Source organism: Methylomonas rapida, assembly GCF_024360925.2.
Taxonomy (GTDB): Bacteria; Pseudomonadota; Gammaproteobacteria; order Methylococcales; family Methylomonadaceae; genus Methylomonas; species Methylomonas rapida.
Genome location: NZ_CP113517.1, coordinates 425123 through 448026, shown reverse-complemented (window position 1 = coordinate 448026; position 22904 = coordinate 425123). Strand labels below are relative to the sequence as shown.

25 protein-coding genes are annotated in these 22904 nt (G+C 47.6%); 17 read left to right on the top strand and 8 right to left on the bottom strand.

The annotated features are described in order from the left end of the window. Positions 1 to 25: 25 nt before the first annotated feature. Positions 26 to 538 (bottom strand): hypothetical protein, encoded by a 513-nt coding sequence (locus tag NM686_RS02080; protein WP_255190297.1) that lies wholly within the window; start codon positions 536 to 538, stop codon positions 26 to 28. Between the two features lie 243 nt (positions 539 to 781). Between NM686_RS02080 and NM686_RS02075 the strand changes: the two genes are divergently transcribed. Further along, complete coding sequence (locus NM686_RS02075) at positions 782 to 1384, top strand: peroxiredoxin (protein WP_255190296.1); 603 nt, start codon at positions 782 to 784, stop codon at positions 1382 to 1384. A gap of 214 nt (positions 1385 to 1598) precedes the next feature. Then, positions 1599 to 2129 carry a globin family protein gene (locus NM686_RS02070; protein WP_255190295.1) on the top strand — a complete coding sequence of 177 codons (531 nt, stop codon included), beginning with the start codon at positions 1599 to 1601 and terminating at the stop codon, positions 2127 to 2129. A 13-nt stretch (positions 2130 to 2142) separates the two neighbouring features. On the opposite strand, the gene trxC is transcribed toward NM686_RS02070, so the two are convergent. Beyond that, on the bottom strand, positions 2143 to 2577 hold the full coding sequence (trxC, locus tag NM686_RS02065; RefSeq protein ID WP_255190294.1) for a thioredoxin TrxC: 435 nt from the start codon (positions 2575 to 2577) through the stop codon (positions 2143 to 2145). A 277-nt stretch (positions 2578 to 2854) separates the two neighbouring features. Here trxC and NM686_RS02060 point away from each other — a divergent pair, with 277 nt between their 5' ends. The 3 genes from NM686_RS02060 (at position 2855) to NM686_RS02050 (ending at position 5702) form a co-directional block, all read left to right on the top strand. Then, entirely contained in the window at positions 2855 to 3643 is a 789-nt protein-coding gene (locus tag NM686_RS02060; protein ID WP_255190292.1) for a phosphate signaling complex PhoU family protein, read from the top strand. Between the two features lie 35 nt (positions 3644 to 3678). After that, entirely contained in the window at positions 3679 to 4473 is a 795-nt protein-coding gene (locus NM686_RS02055; protein WP_255190291.1) for a UDP-2,3-diacylglucosamine diphosphatase, read from the top strand. A gap of 491 nt (positions 4474 to 4964) precedes the next feature. Continuing rightward, on the top strand, positions 4965 to 5702 hold the full coding sequence (locus NM686_RS02050) for a hypothetical protein (RefSeq protein WP_255190290.1): 738 nt from the start codon (positions 4965 to 4967) through the stop codon (positions 5700 to 5702). A gap of 176 nt (positions 5703 to 5878) precedes the next feature. Here the strand turns inward: NM686_RS02050 and NM686_RS02045 are convergent, their stop codons facing one another. Further along, on the bottom strand, positions 5879 to 7129 hold the full coding sequence (locus NM686_RS02045; protein ID WP_255187011.1) for an ISL3 family transposase: 1251 nt from the start codon (positions 7127 to 7129) through the stop codon (positions 5879 to 5881). 139 nt (positions 7130 to 7268) lie between these two features. Between NM686_RS02045 and NM686_RS02040 the strand changes: the two genes are divergently transcribed. Further along, entirely contained in the window at positions 7269 to 8186 is a 918-nt protein-coding gene (locus tag NM686_RS02040; RefSeq protein ID WP_255190287.1) for a DUF3466 family protein, read from the top strand. Between the two features lie 361 nt (positions 8187 to 8547). Here NM686_RS02040 and NM686_RS02035 read toward each other — a convergent pair whose 3' ends face one another. Next, the gene (locus NM686_RS02035; RefSeq protein WP_255190286.1) at positions 8548 to 9399 is read right to left on the bottom strand and encodes a YicC/YloC family endoribonuclease; all 852 of its coding nucleotides are present in this window, start codon (positions 9397 to 9399) and stop codon (positions 8548 to 8550) included. 56 nt (positions 9400 to 9455) lie between these two features. Here NM686_RS02035 and NM686_RS02030 point away from each other — a divergent pair, with 56 nt between their 5' ends. From NM686_RS02030 to NM686_RS02015, 4 genes are all read left to right on the top strand, one after another. Beyond that, positions 9456 to 10352, top strand: a complete 897-nt coding sequence (locus NM686_RS02030) for a serine/threonine protein kinase (RefSeq protein ID WP_255190285.1) — start codon at positions 9456 to 9458, stop codon at positions 10350 to 10352. An 83-nt stretch (positions 10353 to 10435) separates the two neighbouring features. After that, positions 10436 to 11185, top strand: coding sequence for a ribonuclease PH (gene rph / locus NM686_RS02025; RefSeq protein ID WP_255190284.1), 750 nt, complete (start codon positions 10436 to 10438; stop codon positions 11183 to 11185). 20 nt (positions 11186 to 11205) lie between these two features. Beyond that, positions 11206 to 11793: an RdgB/HAM1 family non-canonical purine NTP pyrophosphatase gene (gene rdgB, locus NM686_RS02020; protein WP_255190283.1), complete on the top strand. Its 588-nt coding sequence runs from the start codon at positions 11206 to 11208 to the stop codon at positions 11791 to 11793. Next, positions 11787 to 12866, top strand: coding sequence for a phosphotransferase enzyme family protein (locus tag NM686_RS02015; RefSeq protein ID WP_329959160.1), 1080 nt, complete (start codon positions 11787 to 11789; stop codon positions 12864 to 12866). Before rdgB ends, NM686_RS02015 begins: the two co-directional genes overlap by 7 nt. 104 nt (positions 12867 to 12970) lie before the next feature. On the opposite strand, the gene msbA is transcribed toward NM686_RS02015, so the two are convergent. Then, entirely contained in the window at positions 12971 to 14710 is a 1740-nt protein-coding gene (gene msbA / locus NM686_RS02010; RefSeq protein WP_255190281.1) for a lipid A export permease/ATP-binding protein MsbA, read from the bottom strand. A gap of 81 nt (positions 14711 to 14791) precedes the next feature. Between msbA and NM686_RS02005 the strand changes: the two genes are divergently transcribed. The 7 genes from NM686_RS02005 to NM686_RS01975 all read left to right on the top strand — a co-directional run bounded on the left by NM686_RS02005 (position 14792) and on the right by NM686_RS01975 (position 21765). After that, positions 14792 to 15889, top strand: a complete 1098-nt coding sequence (locus tag NM686_RS02005) for a glycosyltransferase family 9 protein (RefSeq protein ID WP_255190280.1) — start codon at positions 14792 to 14794, stop codon at positions 15887 to 15889. A gap of 131 nt (positions 15890 to 16020) precedes the next feature. Next, complete coding sequence (locus tag NM686_RS02000; RefSeq protein ID WP_255190279.1) at positions 16021 to 17025, top strand: hypothetical protein; 1005 nt, start codon at positions 16021 to 16023, stop codon at positions 17023 to 17025. A gap of 12 nt (positions 17026 to 17037) precedes the next feature. After that, positions 17038 to 17886 (top strand): glycosyltransferase family 17 protein, encoded by an 849-nt coding sequence (locus NM686_RS01995; protein WP_255190278.1) that lies wholly within the window; start codon positions 17038 to 17040, stop codon positions 17884 to 17886. Between the two features lie 41 nt (positions 17887 to 17927). After that, the gene (locus NM686_RS01990; RefSeq protein ID WP_255190277.1) at positions 17928 to 19199 is read left to right on the top strand and encodes an O-antigen ligase family protein; all 1272 of its coding nucleotides are present in this window, start codon (positions 17928 to 17930) and stop codon (positions 19197 to 19199) included. Positions 19200 to 19203: 4 nt separating this feature from the next. Next, on the top strand, positions 19204 to 20028 hold the full coding sequence (locus NM686_RS01985; protein WP_255190276.1) for a glycosyltransferase family 2 protein: 825 nt from the start codon (positions 19204 to 19206) through the stop codon (positions 20026 to 20028). Between the two features lie 172 nt (positions 20029 to 20200). After that, on the top strand, positions 20201 to 20950 hold the full coding sequence (locus tag NM686_RS01980; RefSeq protein ID WP_255190275.1) for a glycosyltransferase family 2 protein: 750 nt from the start codon (positions 20201 to 20203) through the stop codon (positions 20948 to 20950). Next, entirely contained in the window at positions 20947 to 21765 is an 819-nt protein-coding gene (locus tag NM686_RS01975; protein WP_255190274.1) for a glycosyltransferase family 2 protein, read from the top strand. Before NM686_RS01980 ends, NM686_RS01975 begins: the two co-directional genes overlap by 4 nt. A 13-nt stretch (positions 21766 to 21778) precedes the next feature. Here the strand turns inward: NM686_RS01975 and NM686_RS01970 are convergent, their stop codons facing one another. Genes NM686_RS01970 through NM686_RS01960 form a run of 3 tightly spaced genes read right to left on the bottom strand, consistent with a single transcriptional unit; the run spans position 21779 to position 22884 of the window. After that, on the bottom strand, positions 21779 to 22213 hold the full coding sequence (locus NM686_RS01970) for a DUF2802 domain-containing protein (RefSeq protein WP_269022260.1): 435 nt from the start codon (positions 22211 to 22213) through the stop codon (positions 21779 to 21781). Further along, positions 22213 to 22386, bottom strand: coding sequence for a hypothetical protein (locus NM686_RS01965; protein ID WP_255190272.1), 174 nt, complete (start codon positions 22384 to 22386; stop codon positions 22213 to 22215). Before NM686_RS01965 ends, NM686_RS01970 begins: the two co-directional genes overlap by 1 nt. Before the next feature lie 24 nt (positions 22387 to 22410). Next, on the bottom strand, positions 22411 to 22884 hold the full coding sequence (locus tag NM686_RS01960) for a chemotaxis protein CheW (RefSeq protein ID WP_255190271.1): 474 nt from the start codon (positions 22882 to 22884) through the stop codon (positions 22411 to 22413). Positions 22885 to 22904: the final 20 nt, after the last annotated feature.

The following is a 22904-nucleotide window of genomic DNA, read 5'->3' as shown; positions in this document are numbered from 1 at the left end:
CCACTATCGAAGGCCACCGCCCCCATCAAGAAACGGCGTTCAAATTTTCGTTCTCGTACAAACGGGTCTTTTTCCAGTTGACGAATTTGCTATCGTCGAAATACGCATCGTGATCGATCGCATGTTCGTAGCAACTCCGGAACAAGCGCGCGGTACGAAAAGCATGCAATTCATCATCGGCCGTCACCGTTTGCACATTGCCAACCTGGAAGGTTTTGTTACGGGATTTGCCGTCTTTTACCCAAAACACCGTGTAGCACAAATAACTTTTATCCTTGCGGTGATCGAATTTGATGGTTCTGGAAACCCCTGTCACGCCCGTGGTGGTTTTGTTTTTGGGCGGCTTCAAAAAGCGGGTCTTGCTGCCCTTCAATACCACCAGCATCTGATCGCGCCACGTTATGGCCGCTTTCAACGATTTGGTTTTGCTACCCCACAATTTATGTGAAAAATAACGGCTACTTTCTTTGCCGCGCCGGACAATCCGAACCTGAAAGCCAAAAGCATCGGGTTCTGTAATGTGTTTAACCTTTGCCATACGTCATCAACCCATCTAAGTCAATAAAGCCCACAAGATAGTCTCATTGAGTCAAATACCGTCCGTTAGTCATGTAAGCGTCGGCTTACAAATTAACGTTAATTTGTCAGTTGCGCAAGCGAAATTTACTAGGATCAAAGGATGATTCCCGAGTAATTTAGTGTAGAATAGCCCACAGCCCTACCCGATAGGCGCAAACACACTCATAACCGTTTGTTTTTAAATAACTTTGGAGAAAAAGCAATGAGCGTTTTAGTTGGCAAGCAAGCACCTGACTTTACAGTTCCTGCAGTATTGGCCGATGGCCAAATCGTTGACTCGTTCAGTTTTTCTGAAGCGACTCGCGGCAAATATGCCGTTGTTTTCTTCTATCCGCTGGACTTTACCTTCGTTTGCCCAAGCGAACTGATTGCATTCGACCACCGTATCGATGAATTCAAAAGCCGCGGCGTGGAAGTCATTGGCGTCTCCATCGACTCTCACTTTACCCACAACGCCTGGCGCAACACCCCCGTCAACCAAGGCGGCATCGGCCCTGTCCGTTATACATTGGCAGCCGACATCACTCATAGCATCTGTAAAGACTATGACGTCGAATCCGCTGGTGGCGTGGCCTTCCGCGGCAGCTTCCTGATCGACAAAAACGGCGTGGTTCGTCACCAAGTCGTCAACGACCTGCCACTGGGCCGCAACATCGATGAAATGATCCGCATGATCGACGCGCTGCAATTCCACGAAGCCCACGGCGAAGTTTGCCCAGCCGGCTGGAACAAAGGCGATTCCGGCATGAACGCCAGCCCCGCGGGCGTTGCCGAGTACCTGAGCAAAAACGCTGACAAGCTGTAATCACTAGCCGACAAAGCTAACGGGCGCATTGCTTCGGCACTGCGCCTTTTTTATGCTCGACAGAAAAATTCGCTCGATTTGACAAACCCCTTTCTACTGGAAAACTGACCTTCGCAAACAACCTGTTCTTTCGAACGCGCCAGGAGACATCGCCATTAGGCACGCCGGCGCAAGCGGAACATCGCTAACCTAAATCCAAAAACAAGGGGAAACAATGAACGCCGTCCACGCCCTACCGTTACAGCCAGAATTTGCACCGCTTGCGAATGAGGACGTGCTCGACCGTATCGTCGATGCATTCCACGACAAAATGCTGGGAGATTATCGGGTCAATCGCTTCTTCAACAACAAACCGGCGGCCGAACAAAGCGCACCACTCAAAGCGTTAGTCAAAGCCGCGACGTTCAAGCCGGCCGATCAAGATATCGATTGGACAACCTTGTTGGATGCCTACTTCATGGCCGCCTTCGCCAGAAATAATGCCAAACCCAGCCTGGTCACCGGCAACGACTTTATGTTTTTGCTGGACGTCATCGGCGGCGAGCAACCCGCTAAACCCATGCCATTGTGTGAAGCGCACGGACATTTGCTCAAACTGGCACCGAACGATAGTCACTATGACGTCGCGATGGAACATTTGACCGCCGCCTTACAAGAAGTAGATGCTTCCGCCAATTTAGCCAATCGGTTACTGGAAATGGGCAAAAACGCTCGCGACGGTTTACTGGGCAGGCGCGCGGCCTGATCCCAACGACTGGTTACAACCGAGCCTTTACCCAACGCACAATATCTTGAGCCCCGATCGCTCCGGATTGCCTGGCCAGTTCGCGTCCACCCGCGAACAATATCAACGTTGGAATACTGCGGACATTGAAACGGCTACCAAGTTGCGGTTCGGCTTCGGTATCCACTTTGGCCAACCTGACGGCAGGCTCCAGCATTGGTGCGGCTTGCAAAAAGGCCGGCGCCATCATTTTGCATGGCCCGCACCAAGCCGCCCAAAAGTCGACCAGCAACGGAATATCGCTGCGCGATAAGTGGCGATCGAAATTTCCGGTTTTCAACTCCACGGGATGCCCAGTGAACAGTGGCCGGTGGCATTTCCCGCATTTGGGCTCCTGCTGCAACCGACCGCTTGGCAAGCGATTGACGGCCAAACAATCCGGGCAAACCAGATGTAAAAATTCATGCATGGCATTACTCCTTTTGAAGTCTACAAGCCATTCCGCCTGGCTTGCCGTATCGCGCCAAGCCAGCAAAAGGCCCTAACCGGCATGGACCAAGCCAAATATACCGAGGACGCATCATAGTGTAAGGCGCTCGATTGCCTCCCACAAGCACCCAAAACGCTGTTTGCCAAGCAGCGACTCATGCGAATCGAATCATCGAGAACCCTTGTCACATTGTTGTAACGCAAAATACCTACAATTCGATTCATTCCTAATTGCGCCTTGATTCAGGACAGGACCCATGACCAATCAGACTAGCGAAATCGAGCCCGAAAGCCCGCTGCATCTTTTCGACGGCAAACTCGGCGCTTTGCAAGGCCTACTGCTGGAAATGACCGAACTGCTGATGTATCAGCTGGAACAGACCCTGCATGCACTGGATTACGCCGACGCTGACCTGGCCTTGCGCGTGATTGCCCGCGACCGCAAAGTCGATGATTATCAAGCCCGCATCGAAAACGAAGTTCATCTCTTGCTTGATGCAAGCCTGACGCTGCCCAGCGATCTGCGCACCTTGATGATCGTTTCCAAAATGGCCGGCACGCTGGAAAAAATCGGCAATGAAGTCGCGGATTTTGCCAGACTGAGCGAATCGCTGCTCGCTTGCCACGGCGCCGCCGACAATGCGGAGTTATTGACGGACATCATCAAGATTGGCAGGATGATCAAAATCATGCTCGACAAAATGGCGGTAGTTCAAGAAACCCGCTATTCCAATCAAGCTTACAAACTGATGCGTTATGGCTGGAACTGCGATACCCTGCTACAACAAAGCCTGGAACATCAATTGGTCATCATGACGCGAAGTTCTTCGGGCATCGATCACTCACTGGACGCGCTGCGCATTCTGAAAGCACTGGAACGTTGCGCCGGACTTTCCCGCCATATCGCCGAATATCAAATCCTGATGCTGGATAGCGTGGACATGCGCCGGCTTTCGACACCCGACAATGCGCCCTCCCGCCATGATTATGCGCACGAGCATCGAGCCAGTTTTGCTCCAGGGAAAGCACTTCAGCTGCGTCAATGAGCCCTTTTGGCAAGATTTAGTCCGAGAGATACATTATGACGACATCGATTTACCGCACGATATGGATTTCCGATCTCCATATCGGCTCCACCCAATGCCAAGCCGATACCTTGCTGGATTTTTTAAAACATAACGATAGCGACAAGCTGTACTTGGTCGGCGACATCATCGATTTTTGGGCGCTATCGAAAAAAATGTACTGGCCGCGCGACCACAACACCGTGATCCAGAAAATTTTGCGCAAGGCGCGCCATGGCACGCAAATCATTTATGTGCCCGGCAATCACGATGAAAATGTCAGGGATTACGACGAGTATGTCTTCGGCGACATCGTGATCAAGAAATCGGACATCCATACCACCAAGCAAGGCAAACGCTTCCTGGTGGTACACGGGGATGAATACGACACCATTGCCCAACATCATCGCTGGATGGCCAAACTGGGTGCCGTCGGTTATGACTGGCTGATCGAAATAAACCGAATCCTGCGCACCATCAGACGCTTTCTTGGCGTGCAGTCTCACTTTTCCTTGGCCGCCTTCGTCAAATTCAAGGTCAAAAACGTCGTGAAATTCATGTCCGACTACGAGGAAACCATCGTCAAAACCCTCAAGCATGAAGGCGTGGACGGCGTGATTTGCGGACACATTCATCACGCCGAAATCAAGGACATCGAAGGCTTCTTATACGTGAATACCGGCGACTTCGTCGAAAGCTGCACTGCCATCATCGAACACCAGGATGGCCACCTGGAATTGATCAGATGGCAAAAACAGGAAGTGGAAACAATCGCTCACTCATCGCAAGCGCCATTATCGGATATTAGCTAAAACGCGACTCTCAGCCATCAACCTGCTCTAACACTTTGAGCAGCGATTTTGGCATCATCGAATCCCTTAAAATTTGAACGTCAGCTATCGAGATAGACTGACTGAAATCGGCGATTTACGGTTTCGGCCAACTCCAGACGGTCAGTAGTCCAAATTTTATGAGAGTTGAATGACTGTTATCTGCATCTAACTTGCCTTATATTTTATAGCAATGCCCCTAATAAAGAGCTAGGGATAGCAATAAAGCCTATTTAAATCAATAATCTACAAGTATATTTTCTATAGTGGAGACGATTTTGGGGAAGTCCACTGACTCAGAATTTGTCGGGTAGAGTGATCTTAAGTAAAAACTGCTCGATAGTCGTTTGCAAGCCTTAGCCACTAAGGAATTCTAAAAATTCTTATTATTCTTATGAACTCTAAAAAATTCTTTTGCGAGTTAGCATTCTATGCTTTAGAATAATTCTGAATTTTTTAGAAAAAGGTGTGCCATGCCAACTATTAATGTCTCTGACTCATTATTTGCAAGACTAGAAAAACACGCCGTCGGCTTCGCAACGCCTGAGTCGGTGATTGAAATGTTACTGAATGAATATGAAGGAGTTGAGGCAAGAAAAACATTAGTTCCTGATGCTGACGATAATTTGGGCAATCGACGAATATTGAAAATACACGATGAGCTATTTCAATTTTTGAAGGAACGCGGTGTTATTTTTATGCCTCGTCAAAAAGCGCACGAACGATTAAGCCAAGGCTATTGGTTTACTGGGAATGACAACTACCTATCGATTAGCTTTTACACTGGAGGTGATACTTACAACAAGACTCCAAACATTTGTTTTCATGTCTATCTCAGCGACCATTACCCGAACTCTTTGGGCAAATCGAATTCATCAATTCCTTTGTGTTGCATCCAGTTATCGAATATCTTGGGATCGGATAAATGGGAAACGAAAGTGCCTGTTATTACTAAAATCATAGAGGAGTTAGGCGGTTTCGAATGCAATCGGGTGGATGACGGCGTAGAAGGGCGTTGGAACCGTTATTATGAACACCGAAACTACAGCAGTGCCGATTATCTGAAATGCCTAGAGGATTTTTTGACTAATGATAAGCCAGTTATTGACGAGATCATTAGAACAGCCAAAATCACAGAGATTTGTTTTTTGGACAAAGATAAATCTGATAGAAAAATAAACGCCATAGACAAAATTCGGAATAAGCGTTAGTTGGAAAACAGGAAAATTAGCCCCGCAACTGAAATTTTATTTGAAAGGATTTTTTATGATTGGATGTAATAAATCGACAATGTTCGTTGTCTTTGCTATTGCAATGGCGATAGGCAACACCACACAAGCTAATTCGGGCTCTTCCGTATTTCGCGGAGTAGCCCCGACATATAGGGTTATGCATAACCGAACAACCGTCTCCCTTCGATATCAAGCCAGATATGCTGAAACAGGCGGACGGTATTGTAAATGCCAAAGCAGCGTCGTTTGATGCTTTTGATTTTGTTGTTAAGCCCTTCAACAAAGCCACTGGTTTCCCGGCGAATGAAATAGTTGGTGATTTCATTTCGCCAGTTTTGATAGGTTTTGACAAACGCATCAAAGCCCTTCAACTTCAAGACTTTGATATGCTCCATCCAGCGATCCAAGGCTTTTTCGGCCTCAGCCTTATTGAGTCGGCGCTCAAAAATACCCGTCAAAAGCTCCCGTTGGATATAGACTTCTCGCAAAATGGGGGCTTGCTGGAATAGAAAAAGCAAAACGGTTTGCTGATCGGCAGAGAGTTCCATCCAGCGCTTCCGAAAAGCCCACATCGCGCCTTTCAGCTTGGCATAATCCTCGGCAGACAGGGTATTCTTGAGTTTTTTCATTTCCGCCTTGCGGACCTGGTCGGCGCCGTCTCGATAATGCTTGGCGACATGGAAGCGATCAACCACCACCTCGACGCCGGGCAATGTCTCATAGACGGCGTTGCGATACCCTTCATACATGTCCACGCAGACGCGTTGTAACGCGTGTTGCTGTGCCTCGGGAATATTCTGCAAAAAGGCTTTAACCGTTTCTTTTTTGCGGTCGGGCAGCACCGCCAGAATCCGCTTATGGTCCTCGGTATCGATAGCCGACACGATGACCACAAAATCTTGATGCCCTTTTTTCAAAGCGATTTCATCCAGTCCCAGCAAGCGAATGCCTTGGATGGCAGACCAATCAACTTGTTGGGCCACGTGCCGATTGATAATCCCTTCCGCCGCTTCGGCGCTGATGCCGTGCTTCACGTCCATGTCGGTCACGCTGCTGTTGATCAATTCACGCAATATCCACTGCTCATACGCTTTGGTATGGGGGCTTTTCCAGTTATACCAGCCACATTGTTGCGTGGTCGTCGGACCTTTGGGGCAGTCAGGGCATCGATAGCGCTTGGGGGTTAGCTTGATCCAAACCGGCCGATCGAAAATCGACAAATGACGCAAGGTGATTTCTCTGCCATAGCCATAAAACTTATCGATCCTCTGGCCGCATTGATGGCAGGTTGCACTGGTTAACGTACTACTGACCGTGATGATGAACTCGCCTTTGGCGGTGGTTTCAACTTTTTCGATACAAACATCAGGTATATCCAGCGGTATTTGAAGTAGCGACTGTGTCATCACGATACTCCAGCGTTAAATTGTCGACCTTAGCAAAACTCACTGTGGCAGGCAAAGACTATAGCACTACATGTAGTGGTTTCTCCGCAAAATACGGAAGAGCCCTAATTCGGTTTATAACGTTACTGAATTGGGCTCTTTGGGTGGTAGCTTAACGGTGCCAGAGGCTATTAATGCTAATGGGTTGATTGTTGGGGTTGCGCAAAACAGTAGTGGCCTTTGGCAAGCTGTGTCTTGGCAAGCCAATTCAACAATCCCGATCAGCCTAGGTGACGGTTCGGTGTTTAGTCAAGCTCTTGGGGTAAACAACAATGGAATAGTTGTAGGGAGCTCCAACGGTAATGCTGCATTTTGGCAACCCGGATCGACTACGCCCAATTACCTTACCACGAGTGGAAATGGTTTGGCTTACGATATTAACAGCATAGGTCAAATGGTAGGAATGGACAATGGTAACGCCGTATTATGGCTACCTGGATCGACAACACCTATTACGCTTGCAGGAGATGCTGGTGCTACGGGCATAAACGATAATGGGCAAATCGTCGGGAATGTTTTCAGCCCTACTAGAGGAGCATTATTGCAACCTAACTCAGCACCACCTTTTACAATTCAAACCTTAACTGGAGGTGTTAGTGAGGCTAACGCTATTAATAATAATGGCCAGATTGTTGGATATTTTGGCAATAGTGCAACTCTTTGGCAATCCGGCTCATTAACACCTATATCGCTTGGCGACGGTATAGCTCGCAGCATCAATAATAACGGAGAAATTGTTGGTACTATATATGGCGGCTCTCGATATTATGCTGCATTATGGGAATCTAATTCGACAATTCCAGTTACTCTCAGTAGTTTGGTTACAATACCTAACAGCTACCTAGTTGATGCATTTGGAATCAATGATTCTGGTCAAATTGTGGCGCTAAGTGGGTCAGGTCAAGCCTATTTACTGACGCCAGTATCCTCAGTACCAATACCTGCTTCAATTTGGCTTTTTGCTTCTGCTCTTGTTGGTTTTATTGGTTTTAATCGTAGAAAAAACATCCGACAATAAAGAACATTTCAAGCGGTTCAAAATCCTCGCTTGGGAGGTGGCTTCTTATGGTGCTCAATAATTTACCCCTGAAACTATCTCCCACACAAACCTGTTGTTGATGACCGCTTTAAACACTAGCTGAGTCTTTCAGTTTTCGGTACAGCCGATGGCCGCTTGGGGTCGAAACTTCACAGCCAACCCAGAAAAACGGATGACCGCAATCAAATTAAGCACAGTAGGGTGCAATAACCAACGGGGCATGCTTGTCTTCATCCGGCGCTTTACGCTATCGCCAATACGCCCTACACGGTCTGACCACATCTTACGTGTTACACGGGCTATAGTGGCTTAATGAGACTGGTTAGGACAGTCTGAAACCTCATTCAATATTCTGGATTTGCTCCCGCATCTGCTCGATCAACACTTTAAGATCGATCGAAATTTGTGTCATTTCCCGATCGGCGGATTTTGAGCCTAGCGTATTGGCCTCACGATTCATTTCCTGCATCAAGAAATCCAGGCGCCTGCCTATCGGCTCGGCTTGTTTCAGCGCCCGCAAAACTTCGGCGACATGAGCTTGCAAACGGTCCAGCTCTTCGGCCACGTCCAGTTTTTGCGCCAGCAGCACCAACTCTTGTTCCAGGCGATCGAAGTTCGGCTCCGCGACCAATTCATTGACCCGAGAAATCAGTTTGTTACGCAAATGACTCATCACCTCTGGCATGCGATTATTGGCCTGTTCCACCAACCGCAATACCTTTTCACAGCGATCGGCCAGCAAATTTGCCAGTTGCGCGCCTTCTCGAGCGCGGGTATCCAGCAGTTTATCAAGCGTCTCGTTTACCAAGCCAATGATCTTTTCCCGCAAGGCCTCTTTTTCGATTTCGGTTTCATGTTGCACCCCCGGAAACATCAAGACATCCAAGGCCGAAAACGCCCGCGGATTAGTCATTTGAGCTTCTATTTCAAGGGTGGCGGCCAACAAATTGCGTACCGTCGTTAAATTTATGTTGAAACTTTGACTCTCCGCTTGTTTTTTATAGCTCAAAGCGCATTCAATTTTACCCCGCTTGAGCTTATCGGCAACCAACCGGCGCACATCGGCTTCGGCAAAACGCAAACGCTCGGGCAATTTGACGCCGACATCGGCATAACGATGGTTCACAGACCGTAATTCGCAGAGAATGGTCAAGTTATCGACATTCATTTCGCCGTCAGCGAATGCAGTCATGCTTCTAATCATTTTTCACCTATAATCGCGGCAAGAATCCGCAAACCGAACAAACAATGGCCGAATACTACGACCCGGAAACGTATCCACAACAGTGGAATTATCTACAGTCGGGCACCATTATAGATCAGTACATGATCGAGCGTGAGCTTGCGCATGGCGGCTTCAGCTCCGTGTACCTGGCGAGGCAATTGGAAGATCAGGTTCAAGTAGCGATCAAGGAATATCTACCCAGAAAGCTGGCGCATCGGACCTGGAACAATGTGGTCGTGCCGAATAGCGCAGAAACCCGCACGATGTTCATGCGTGGCCGCGCGCTATTTTTTGAGGAGGCCAAGGTACTGGCCACGTTGAAACATCATAACATCGTCGAAGTCATCAATTTTTTCCAGGCCCATGAGACCGTGTACATGGTAATGACCTATGATTACGGCATCACGCTGGATCGCCTGCTGCACAAAAAGGTCATACCGATCACGGAAAGCTTTTTACTCACCGCCTTCAAATTACTGCTGGAAGGCGTCGAGCTCATCCACCAGCACCAACTGATACATTTGGACATCAAACCCGCCAATATCCTGATTCGCGCGGATAACGACCCGCTGCTACTGGATTTTGGCGCGATTCGCAAGTTTCCTGGCCACACCAACAACCAACGCGCAAAAGTATTGAGTACCGGTTTTTCGCCCATCGAACAATACATCAATAACGGTAATCTCGGCCCCTGGACCGATATTTATGCCATCGGCGCCAGCATGCGCGCTTGTCTGGATTTTCGTGTCCCACCGGCATCCACCGACCGTCTGTTGCAAGACGCGCTGATACCGGCTGCGAAGGCATATAAGCGCAAAATCCCGGACTATTTATTGCAAGCCATAGACTGGGCAATGGCGATTCAACCGGAAAACCGCCCGCAAAGCGTGCAGGAATTGAAACAGGCGCTGACGCCTTGAACCCGGTATTTCGCCCGTCAATAGTTCAAAATTCGCCACCCAAAGCCAGTATAATGCCGCAGTTTTTATCTGGCGAGATCATCATGAGACCAAGCGGACGCACTCCCGATCAACTGCGCGAAATACGTTTTACCTGCCATTACACCAAACATGCCGAAGGCTCCGTATTGGTCGAGTTTGGCGACACCCGGGTTTTGTGCACGGCTAGTGTCGACAACAGCGTGCCGCGTTTTTTAAAGGGCAAAGGCGAAGGCTGGGTCACGGCGGAATACGGCATGCTGCCGCGCTCGACGCATAGCCGGATGGACCGGGAAGCCGGACGCGGCAAACAAGGCGGCCGCACTTTGGAAATCCAGCGCCTGATTGGCCGCTCGCTACGTGCAGCCATGGACATGAAGGCCTTGGGCGAAAACACCATCACCATCGATTGCGATGTGATCCAAGCCGACGGCGGCACGCGTACAGCATCGATTACCGGCGGCTTTGTCGCCTTATCCATCGCGATACAGCATCTGCTAAAAATCAATCGCATCAAGAAAAATCCGTTGCATGGCCAGGTGGCGTCGGTATCGGTCGGCATTTTTAATGGCGTACCGGTACTGGACCTGGACTATGCCGAAGACAGTCAGGCCGAAACCGACATGAATGTGGTCATGAATGAAGCAGGTCACTTCATTGAAGTACAAGGTACGGCCGAAGGACATGCCTTCCGAAAAGAAGAACTCAACGCCATGCTGGAATTAGCCGAAGCAGGCATTCGCCAATTGCTCGAAAAACAGCAAGAAGCCTTGAAGATTGCAAAAAGCCTGGATAACCGCGATAGCGCCCGTTAAACCCGCTTATTGATAATTGTATGTCTACTATCGTATTAGCCAGCGGCAATCCCGGCAAGATTCGCGAGATTCAAGCCATCTTGCAAAATGACAACATCTTGCCGCAGTCGCATTTCAACGTGGTGGAACCCGAAGAAACCGGCTTGACCTTTGTCGAAAACGCCATCATCAAGGCCCGCAATGCCGCGTTGCACTGCCAATTACCGGCCATCGCCGACGATTCCGGCCTGGTGGTCGATGCCTTGAACGGCGCGCCGGGGGTGATTTCGGCACGATATGCCGGCGTTGGCGCTTCCGACCAAGCCAACCTGGACAAGTTGTTACATGATATGCAGGGCATTCCAAGCGAACGACGCACCGCCCGCTTCATCTGCGTGATGGTCTATTTGCGCCACGCCGCCGATCCGACGCCATTGATCGCCCAGGGCGCTTGGGAAGGGGTTATCTTGCCGCAAGCCATCGGTGAGAACGGCTTCGGTTACGATCCGGTTTTTTGGCTGGAAGATCACCAATGTTCGTCGGCTCAATTGGCGCCCGAGACCAAAAATCAACTCAGCCATCGCGGCCAGGCTCTGCGCCTGCTCCGTCAGCAACTTGCCCGGTGGTGAACAAGAAACTGCAACAAGTTGCCGCGCAATTTGCCGGCCACCAGACTGCACTCGCTATCGAGCCGCTAGGTAACGGCCTGATCAATGACACCTACCGGGTCAGGAGCAATTCTCAGGAGTTCGTACTCCAGCGCATCAATCCGCAAGTCTTTCCTCAACCGCAGCTGGTCATGGACAATCTGATACAGCTAGGCCGCCATATCCAGCAAAAACCGACGGCAAAGGTGTTCTTGCAAATTCCCGAACTGCTCCCGACCCAACCGGGCGAACCTTTTTACCTCGATGACGATGAGCAGCTATGGCGCGCTTTGCAACTGATCCAGCCGGCGGAGAGCAGAAATCGTATTCATCATATCGATGAAGCTGGCCAAATCGGCTTTGCCCTCGCCCATTTCCATCATCTCTGTGCGGACCTATGCCCCTCGCTGCTGCACGACACCCTGCCCGGTTTCCATATCACGCCGGGTTATTTGCTAGAGTACAAACGGTTAATCGAGCAACCACTCCAGATCATATCCGATGAGGCCTTTGAAAAATGCATCGATTTCATCGAGACCCATCAAGGCAAGACTGATGTTCTCGAAGACGCCAAAACCAGCGGCGCGTTACAGGAACGGGTAATACACGGCGACCCCAAGCTGAACAATTTTTTGTTCGAACCCGGCAGCACACGCATCGTCAGCCTGATCGATCTGGACACCGTCAAACCGGGCTTGCTGCATTACGACATCGCCGATTGCCTGCGTTCGTGCTGCCATGACAAGCACAGCAATCGCTTCGACCTGGAGCGCTGCCGCGTCATTCTGCAAAATTACCTGCGGGAATCCGGCGATTTTTTCAGCGCCCAGGATTGCGATTATCTGTATGACGCCATTTGGCTGATTCCATTTGAATTAGGGCTGCGTTTTTTCAACGATTACCTGAGCGGGGATCGTTACTTCAAAACTGCCGAGCCCCAACAAAATTTAACGCGCGCTCTGGCTCAATTTGCATTGTGTGACAGCATCGAACAGCAACAAGCGTCCTTACAACGCTGCATTAGTCACCTGAAGGGCTTGCATCTGAGCCGTTAACCAACCGCGACCGGCTCAATATCGGCGCCAGCATGCTTCAGTTCAGTATATGGAGTCACGGATTCAGATAAAACCCACTGGATTTTGCTCGTGATTTGCCGCCATCAAGCTCTATCCTCATCTTGAAACTGCATTTTATGTAACTTGGCATAAGCCCCATCACGCGACAATAACTCGCGATGAGAGCCTCGCTCAATAATCTGTCCATGCTCCATTACCAAGATCACATCAGCATTTTCGATAGTAGACAACCGGTGAGCGACCACCAACGTCGTGCGCCCTTTCATGACATGATTCAGTGCCGCCTGAATGTAGCGCTCCGACTCGGTATCCAAAGCCGATGTCGCTTCATCGAGAATCAGAATCGGCGCATCTTTCAGTAGAGCCCTCGCCAACGCCAATCGCTGGCGCTGACCGCCGGATAATTTGACGCCGTTTTCACCGATTTCGGTATCTAGCCCTTGCGGCATTTTATTGATGAAATCCATCGCATAAGCATCCGTCGCGGCTTTTTGGATTCGACTGCGCTCGGCATTTTGCAAGGTGCCATAGGCAATATTATTGGCAACGGTGGTATTAAACAGGGTAACGTGTTGCGTGACCAAGGCGATCTGCCGCCGCAAGCAATCCAATTTATAGCGCTTAAGCTCTACGCCATCGATCAAAATTTCACCGTCGGCATAATCATAAAAACGCGGCAATAAATTAATCAAGGAACTTTTGCCGCCACCGGAAGCGCCAACCAAGGCAACGGTTTGCCCTGGTTCTATTGTTAAATTGATCCCCTTTAGCGCCGGCGTTTCACTGCCTGCATAACTGAAAATCAGATTTTTAAACTCGATGCGCCCTTGACAGCGCTCGACTTCATAATCACCCTCATCCCTTTCAATCGGTTCATCCAGTACTTCGAATAGGGTTTCCGCCGCCGCTAGTCCGCGTAGAATCTCCGCATTGGCATCGCTCAGATTTCGAATAGGCTTAGGCAGCAAAAAGGCGGCGGTAAAGAAGCCGACAAACTCGCCAGCACTGGATGCCTTCATGATCATCATGGCCAAATACATCATGCCGGCCAAGGCAATCGAAATCAAAAGCTGCATCAAGGGATTATTCAGCGACATTGTCATGATCAGCTTTCGATACTGCTTGCGATTTTCCAAACTGCAATCCTTAAATCGCTGCCTTTCGTAGCGTTCTCCGCCAAAGCTTTTGACAATACGATTACCGGAAACCATTTCCGAGGTAATGTGCGTCAGGTCGCCCACGGTATCCTGCATGTTGCGGCTTAAACGCTTCAACCGCTTGCCGACGTAACGCACCATCAGTACCACTACGGGAGCAATAGCCAAAAATATCAATGACAATTTCCAGTTGGTATAGAGTAAATACCAAAGCAAACCCACCGCCGTGAACCCTTCCCTGACATAGGATCTTACCGAATCAGAAGTCGCTCGCGTAACTTCACCAATGTTGTTGGTGATACGAGAAATCATATAGCCGCTGTTATGGGTGTCGAAATACTGTACCGACAAGCGGGTATAATGGTCGAAGATGGTGCAGCGTAGCTTGTGAATCAGATTGCCCGATATGCGAGACAGATAGTAATTGCCCAAAAAAGCGCCAATGCCGCGCACGATGAATAATCCGATGAACAGCGCCGGCAGATATTGAATTTGCTGTTTATCGGCACTTGCTCCACCAAAGCTATCGATCATTTTCTGGATGACCATCACCACTGCCGGTTCGGTTGCCGCATAGATTGCAAATCCGATGGCACTTATCACAAACATGCGCCAATACGGGAGTACAAAGCTCATTAGGCGCTTGTAGATTTGACCGTCTGTCATTTTCTTATTTGAATTTACCAGGGTATTCAATAGCTTTTACCTTTAAAATGTTGCCTATGCTTCTAATGAGTCCATGCTGAAATGCCAGTCAAACAGCTTATCAAAACAGAGCCGAATCGAATTATAGTGATAACCTTACGATTTTTGGGCGACACACTGTTAACCACGCCGCTAATCAGCTCGCTGAAACAAGCTTATCCGATGGCGATACTAGATGTTTTGACTTTTCAGTCAAATGCCGGCATGTTGGAGGGCAATCCCCACATAAATCAGATCATTTGCCTAAAAAACAAAAGCGGGATAATAGCATTCGGCAAACTGCTCGTTAGCCTTTTTCGAAAATATGATCTTGCGATTTCAACACAAGCGGGAGATAGGCCAACACTGATTGCCGTCATCGCCGGGAAAAGCCGCATTGGCTTCGTGCCGGATGAACCAACAAAAGCATGGTGGAAAAAACGCTTATTATCGGCCTGGCTGGTTTTTCCCGCTGATTACAATCATGTCGTGCTGGAAAACTTGCGTTTTTGTCAAATATTGGGCATTAAGGCCATTCCCAAGCTGACGCCGCCAAGCGCCGATTTTGTGGATTTACCCTTACCCTCCTCGCCTTATGTAGTGATTCACACAGTGCCGCAATGGCGCTACAAGGAATGGCATATGGACGGCTGGCGGGAATTGATAAACTATCTTGCCAAGCAACAAATCACGGTGGTTTTAACGGGCAGCGGAAACCCCGCCGAGCAAAGAAAACTGGAAGCACTCGAAAAAAAACTGGAGTCCCCAGTGACAAATCTTGCCGGCAAACTATCGTTGGCGCAGCTATCCGCACTGATAAAACATGCATTATTTTTCATAGGCCCCGACACGGGCATTACACATTTGGCGGCCGCGACAGGAACATTGACTTTTGCCATTTTTGGGCCAACCGATCCCCACAAATGGGCGCCATGGCCATTCGATTTCCAGGCAAACCACTCCCCATTTGCACCCACGGGCTCCGGCAGGGTCAATAATGTTTATTTGATCCAGGGTAAAAACGCTAAAAATTGCGTGCCCTGCCAACGGGAAGGCTGTCAAAATAATAGAGAAAGCCATAGCGAATGCTTGGATACATTAACAGTCCAAAAAGTAATCGAGGCCATTAAATCAACTCGCCTGGATTTAATTAAAAATTAGTCATTCCGTAATTATCAAGCCTCTTGTCATTTTATTTTTCGAATTATTAAAAATAAATATTTTTTCCAAAATCAATTAATGATGAACTAATTCATCAACCGGTTTAATATAGTACCCATACAGGATTTTATATGAATAGCAGTAACCCGCCAACCAATCAAACCAGAAAATTCGATAAAATCCTGGTGGTTTGTCCGTCAAATGCGGTAACGGGTGGACCGGAGGCCTTGCATCAATTAGTTGATCATATGAATAGCCTTGGCCTCCCGGCATTCATCACATATTTACCATTCAACAAGGCGGCCAATACGCCGACACCCTACCTAAAATACACCGCCCCTGTTTCGATGTATGAAGATCGCGCCGGATATCTGATCATATTCCCCGAAGTTTATCCAGAACTTGCCTTAAAAGTAAAACATGCACAAGCCGCTCTTTGGTGGCTATCCTTGGAGAACTTTCTGGAACGGAGGCATATCTCTCCACTTTACGATAAATTCCGTTATTTCAAACGTGTTCTGAAAGGCAAAAGACCTTTGGGAGGGGCAAAAGCTTTAAAAGGTATCATCCATTTCTCGCAAACAGAACATTCCACCCAATACCTGAAGTCGTGTGGCATTCAACCCATCCCTTTGATTGATTCGATAAATGAAGAATTCTTAACGGATAAACACATAAAATCCACAGAAAACAAAAAAAATATTATCCTGTACAACCCAACCAAGGGCAAAAAAGTCACTGCGAAAATCATAAAGGATAATCCTCAGTGGCAGTTTATTCCTCTTTCCGGATTAAATCGGGAAGAATTATCCGAAAAACTTAGCACCGCCAAGCTTTATATCGATTTCGGCCACCATCCAGGCCGCGACCGGATGCCAAGAGAAGCCGCCATGCATGGATGCTGCTTGATTACCGGCATACTGGGGTCGGCGGGTAACAAGATAGACTTGCCAATTCCTGATATTTATAAGATGGATAGTTCAAAACCAGATTTTTTACCCTCATTCAAGAAACTGGCCCAAGACATATTTGAAAATTTTGACGCCCACTTCAATGCGCTCAATGACTATAGAGCATATTTGAAAAGCGAGCCCGCAATATTTAGGTCGCAAATCGAAGATTATTTCTTAAAATAACCATCATACAAAATGAATCCTAAAATTTACGATTGCTTTTGTTATTTTAATGAAGACATGCTGCTGGAATTACGCCTGGAAACACTCTGGAACCATGTTGACTACTTTGTCATTGTTGAATCGACAAAAACCATTTCAGGCAATGAAAAACCGATAAATTTTGATTTAGAAAAATTCAAAAAATTCAAACAGAAGATTCGTTATCTTTTGATTCAAGAACATCCTTTTGATACCACTGATGCCTGGCGTAACGAAAGATATCAACGAGATTATATTGAAAACGGATTATTTGATGCCGAAGATCACGACTGGATCATGATTTCGGACCTGGATGAAATACCCCGACCAGAAGCCATAAAGCAATTCAATCCTGAAAAATACTTGCGCGGCGATTTTGAACAATACGCATACTCTTATTATTTAAACAATATATGCGTTAACAATGGAACACCCATCATATGGCATGGTTCAAGGATTGTAACCTTCAAAAACTTCAAACAATTTTTTCGCGGCGCGGAACGGGTTCGTAACTATAAGTCATCCGGCATGTTACGCGGATTGAAGCGCTATTGGCTCAAGAAGTTCAAGACTCAATACATAGCGAATGGTGGCTGGCACTTCACCTGGATTGCCGATATTTCTCAAATGATAAAGAAACTGGAGAGCTTTGCTCACCAGGAATATAACACTCCGGAATATAAAGATCCGGAAAAAATAAAAGAAAAAATCAATAATGGCCTGGATATATTGAATCCAACGGCACGATTTAAATGCCAACCCATCAACGATGACCTTCCTGCCTATCTAATCCAAAACCAGGACAAATATGCAAGATGGCTACGGCCAGTGAACACGGAATGACTTACTTTTAAAAGCACATGATTTTTAACTATCGAACAATCTTGAAAAAAACAAAATCAAACTGGCTTGATGCTTATTTAATAATCCTCATTGCCAGCAGTATATTGGGCTTCTTGTCGGTAAAAGGATGGACAAACACCTGTTTATTTTTAATATTGATTCCAGCTTTAATACAATTCAAGACCGCCTACAATCACGCAATAACTTCCTTACCATTCAATACATTAGCTGCTATCGCCTTTACTTTGGCGCTACCCGTCCTGGCAATTTTAATCAGCCAATTATTAAGACAGGACTGGCTGTTCAAAGCTTATGACGCGCCCGCTCGCATGTTTTTTTCCATCCCGATATTTCTTTATTTCATTTACAAAAAAATAGATTATGCAGCCATTCTGAGCCTATGCGCCCCCTTGGCTCTCTTGATTCTATTGCCTATCGCTCATCAATACCTCAAGACAATAGACCATTGGGGTGGAAGATTTGCCACGCCTTTTGTCGACCCTAACGCCTTCGGGGTTTATGTGCTAGTTTTAACCGCATTTTGTTTGTTCTCGATAAACCCACATGAACCCAAAAAAGGCAAACAATTACTTTTATTATTAGGTTTGATTGCTGGAGTCTATCTGATGATAGGCTCAAAAACGAGGGGCAGCTGGTTTGGCATTCCTCCATTGCTGTTACTTTGGATAAATTTCAAATTAAACAGCCTGAATATGCGTTCAACTGTTTTTTTCATACTACCATTTATTTTGTTATTTGGCCTGTTCGGCCTCTATTTATTTCCGGAAACAACCACACGATTGGGCTCTGCATTTAGCGAAATTATGAGCTGGCTGGATAACTCAAATCCCGATACATCAACAGGTGTTCGTTTAAGTATGTGGCAAGTATCTTGGGAACTTTATAAACATAGCCCATTCCATGGATATGGCGATATAGGCTTCAAAAATCACCTTAACGATCCTTGGTTACAGAATATAGCAACCCCATATATCAAGGAAACCATTGTTAACGGGCCTCATAACGAATTTCTGGCCAATTTGCTGCGTTCAGGAGCGTTAGGAGGGCTTTCGACATTGTGTTTATTTTTTATCCCATTAAGATTATTCTGGCAAAATAGACGCAACCAGCAAACCGAATTAGCCTGTAATCTAGGCATTGCTTTTACCACTTGCCTGATATTTTCCAGTATTAGTATAGAAGTATTTACCTTGAAATATACCAGCACGTTTTATGGCCTGACCATTGCCGGCCTTGCCTCACAGGTAGCGCGTCTCAAAGACTTATCCACTTCCTTATCGATTAAACCCTGAACTGATGAATCCTCTTAAATATGCAGTGACTTTTGCTTGTTATAATCAGGTTGAATATACCCGCCAGTGTATTGATAGCATGATAAAACACGGGCTGGACTTAAGCCGGTTGATTATTATAGACAATGGCTCCACTGATAATACCAGGGAATACTTGAAAGCACTTCCAATTGGCGATCTTATATTAAATGATTCCAATTTAGGGTGTGGCGTTGCCTGGAATCAGGGAGCCCTCAAGCTACAAGCGGAATGGACCATTATCATGAATAATGATGTGATCGTTTCTGAAAACTGGCTTGAAAACCTTATTGAAACCGCCGAGAAAAATAAACTAAAAATCATTTCCCCCGCATTGATTGAAGGTCCACTGGATTACGACTTCGATAATTTCGCTAATGACGCAAGTCGGAAAATGTCAACCGTCTTGAGACTGGGTGGACGGCATGCGGTCTGTCTGGCCATTCATGATTCAGTCTGGCCCGAGATAGGTTATTTTCAACCCGTGCCGAAATTATTAGGCTACGAGGACACTTTGTTTTTTCATGAGGCCGAGAAAGCGGGTATTCCTTGTGCCATAACCGGTTCATCCTGGTTGCATCATTACGGATCCATTACTCAAACCGCCATGAAACGGGAGCGCGGCCTTGATAGCAAACAAGGTTTGGGCTATCGCTATAATTACCGGTTATTAAACCAGAGCTGGTTGCAGCGCAAACTCGGTAAAATACAAAGGCAACATCAAGCCAAACTCTGGCGTGACAATGAATTGAAATTGCATGGCATGACACTGCATGGCAATCGAGTCAATGGCGGCTTTGAATGGTTGTAATTTTATTTTTAATTAGTGCTACCGCATCCTTGAACAAAATGTCTCGACCTGTAGTACATGGGGCATTTGTGAAAAATATTTATTCAATTGTTTAATTACTGCAAGGCGCTTGAAGAATATTTGTACACAACCGGAAAAATACATTATCCATTCCTAGCGATTACTATTTACCATGCTTAGCGTCATTGTCATCACCCATAACGAAGCCCAAAATATAGAGCGCTGCCTAAACTCGGTGCGCTGGGCCGATGAAATCATAGTGCTGGATTCAGGCAGCACCGATAACACGGTTGATCTTTGCAAACGATTTACCGATCAAGTTTTCGTGACTGACTGGCCAGGCTTCGGTCCACAGAAGCAGCGCGCGCTGGAAAAAGCGAAATACGACTGGGTGCTATCGCTGGATGCGGATGAGGAAATCAGTGCAGCCTTGCAACAAGAAATACAAGACGCGATGCTAAAAACAGATATTCAGGGCTTTGAAATCCCTCGCTTGTCCAGCTATTGTGGCAGGCAAATGAAACATGGGGGATGGTGGCCAGATTATGTATTACGTTTATTCCGGCGCACGACTGGCCGTTTTAGCGACGATGTCGTCCATGAACACATCGAAGTAACGGGTATCATAGAAAGATTACAAAATCCGATTTTGCATGAGGCTTACGTCAATAACGATGAGGTCCTGCATAAGGTCAACACCTATTCTTCTCTAGGGGCGCGGAAATTATTCCAGCGGGGTAAATCCAGCAACCTACCTCACGCACTACTCAAAGGCTGGTGGACATTCATGCGCACTTATTTCATTAAAGCTGCATTTCTGGATGGCGCGGAAGGTTTAATGCTGGCCATTTCCAATGCCGAAGGCAGTTATTACAAATATTTGAAATTGCGCGAACTTCACCTGACCAACAAAAATAAATGAATGCCGCCATCTCGGTAGTCGTCACCACGTATAATTGGCCAGAAGCCCTCGAAGCTTGCCTCCAGAGTTTGCTGGCGCAACGCGACGATGATTTTGAAATCATCGTGGCCGATGATGGTTCCACGGCAGCGACCCAGGAATTAGTCAAGCGCATGATGAAAAACAGCCCAATCCCCATAAGCCATGTGTATCATGAGGATAGGGGGTTCAGGGCTGGCGGCATTCGGAACAAGGCGGTCGCCGCAGCCCGTGGCACATACCTGCTGTTTGTAGACGGTGACTGCGTGATGCTCCCAAACTTCATCGCCCGACATCGGCTGCTAGCGGAACCTGGTTATTTCGTGCCGGGCAATCGGCTATTATTGAACCGAGTCTTGACTAACCAGGTAATCCAAGAAAAAATCCAGCTGCATCAACAAAGCATCTTTTTCTTTTTGGTCAACTGGCTCAAGCGCGACATCAACCGCTTGCTGCCCTTGCTGTATCTGCCATGGCATCATTGGCGCTATCGAAATCCGCAAGGTTGGCAAAAAGCCATGACCTGCAATTTGGCTGTATGGAAAACCGATTTCATCGCCGTCAATGGCTTCGATGAATGTTTTGAAGGCTGGGGCTACGAAGATTCCGATCTCGCCATACGCCTGATCCATCAAAATATCAAACGCAAGGAAGGCCGCTTTGCGATACCGGTGTTGCATCTGTGGCATCGACAGAACGACCGAAGCCAGCACGATGTCAATTATCAGCGTTTATTGGCGCGAGTGAACGATAAGAGCCTGACGCGCGCCCAGTTAGGCGTGGACCAATATCTTTGACAAGACTTGTTACTCATCGCCGCGGCTTGCCATGCAGGCGCATCAATAACATGGCTTCATCACGGGTGAGTCCGCAATGCTTGACCAGATCATCAACATTGGCGCCATCACGAATTTGTTGGATCGCATGTTCGTAACCTTGCGAGGCATTTTCCTGAACGGCTTCCTCAAACACAGGCGGCTGAGCGGCTTCCGGCGGCTGGCGATTTAAAGCATTCAGCAAGCTGCTCACACCATTTTCATTGGCGGCCAAGCGGCGATCGACGGCGACAGCGGCTGAACACAAACCCGCCACATCCTTTAGCCCCCCTTGCAACTGCAAGGTCAGGTGCTCTACCTCTTGCTTCAGCTTGCTATGCTGGCGCCATAAGCGATGCAAGATGATGGCGCCCACCATCAACAGTGAGGCGAAAGCGCTTACGGTGACAAGCAAGAAGACCTCATTCATCAGACAATTTCATCAATGTGCTGGGCTGGTTGATCGTTAGGCGCTTGTCGATTTAGCGAAGCATCCTCTTTTGATTGCCGTTTAGCCGTAGGTTTTTTACGCTGTTTATCCGTTTCGATTTTTTGCACGCCCGGCAAAGGAGGACTGGGCGGTATGGGCATTATTTCTGACACAAATCCTCCTGGCATCTGAATGTTTCAAAACATGTCCAGCTCGGCTTTTTCATCTTCACTGAGAAATTTATTCAAGTCCACCAGAATCAACAATTTGTTGTCGCGACTGGTCACGCCCTGGATATATTTCGAGCTTTCTTCGTTGCCTACATTGGGCGCCGTTTCGATTTCGGACGCGCGCATTTCCACGACTTCGGCGACACTGTCAACCAAAATACCGATGATGTGCCGGTCCGTTTCGATGATCACGATGCGCGAGGCATCGTCCGGCTCTTTCGACGGCAAGCCAAAACGATTGCGGGTATCGATCACCGTCACGACATTGCCGCGCAAATTGATGATACCCAATACATAAGACGGCGCGCCGGGCACTGGTGCTATTTCGCTGATGCGCAAGACTTCCTGCACCTGCATCACATTGATACCGTATTTTTCCTCGCCCAGGCAAAAAGTCACCCATTGCATGATGGGATCGCTTTGTTTTTTGTCTTCGCTCATGTCATTTCATCCAAATAAGT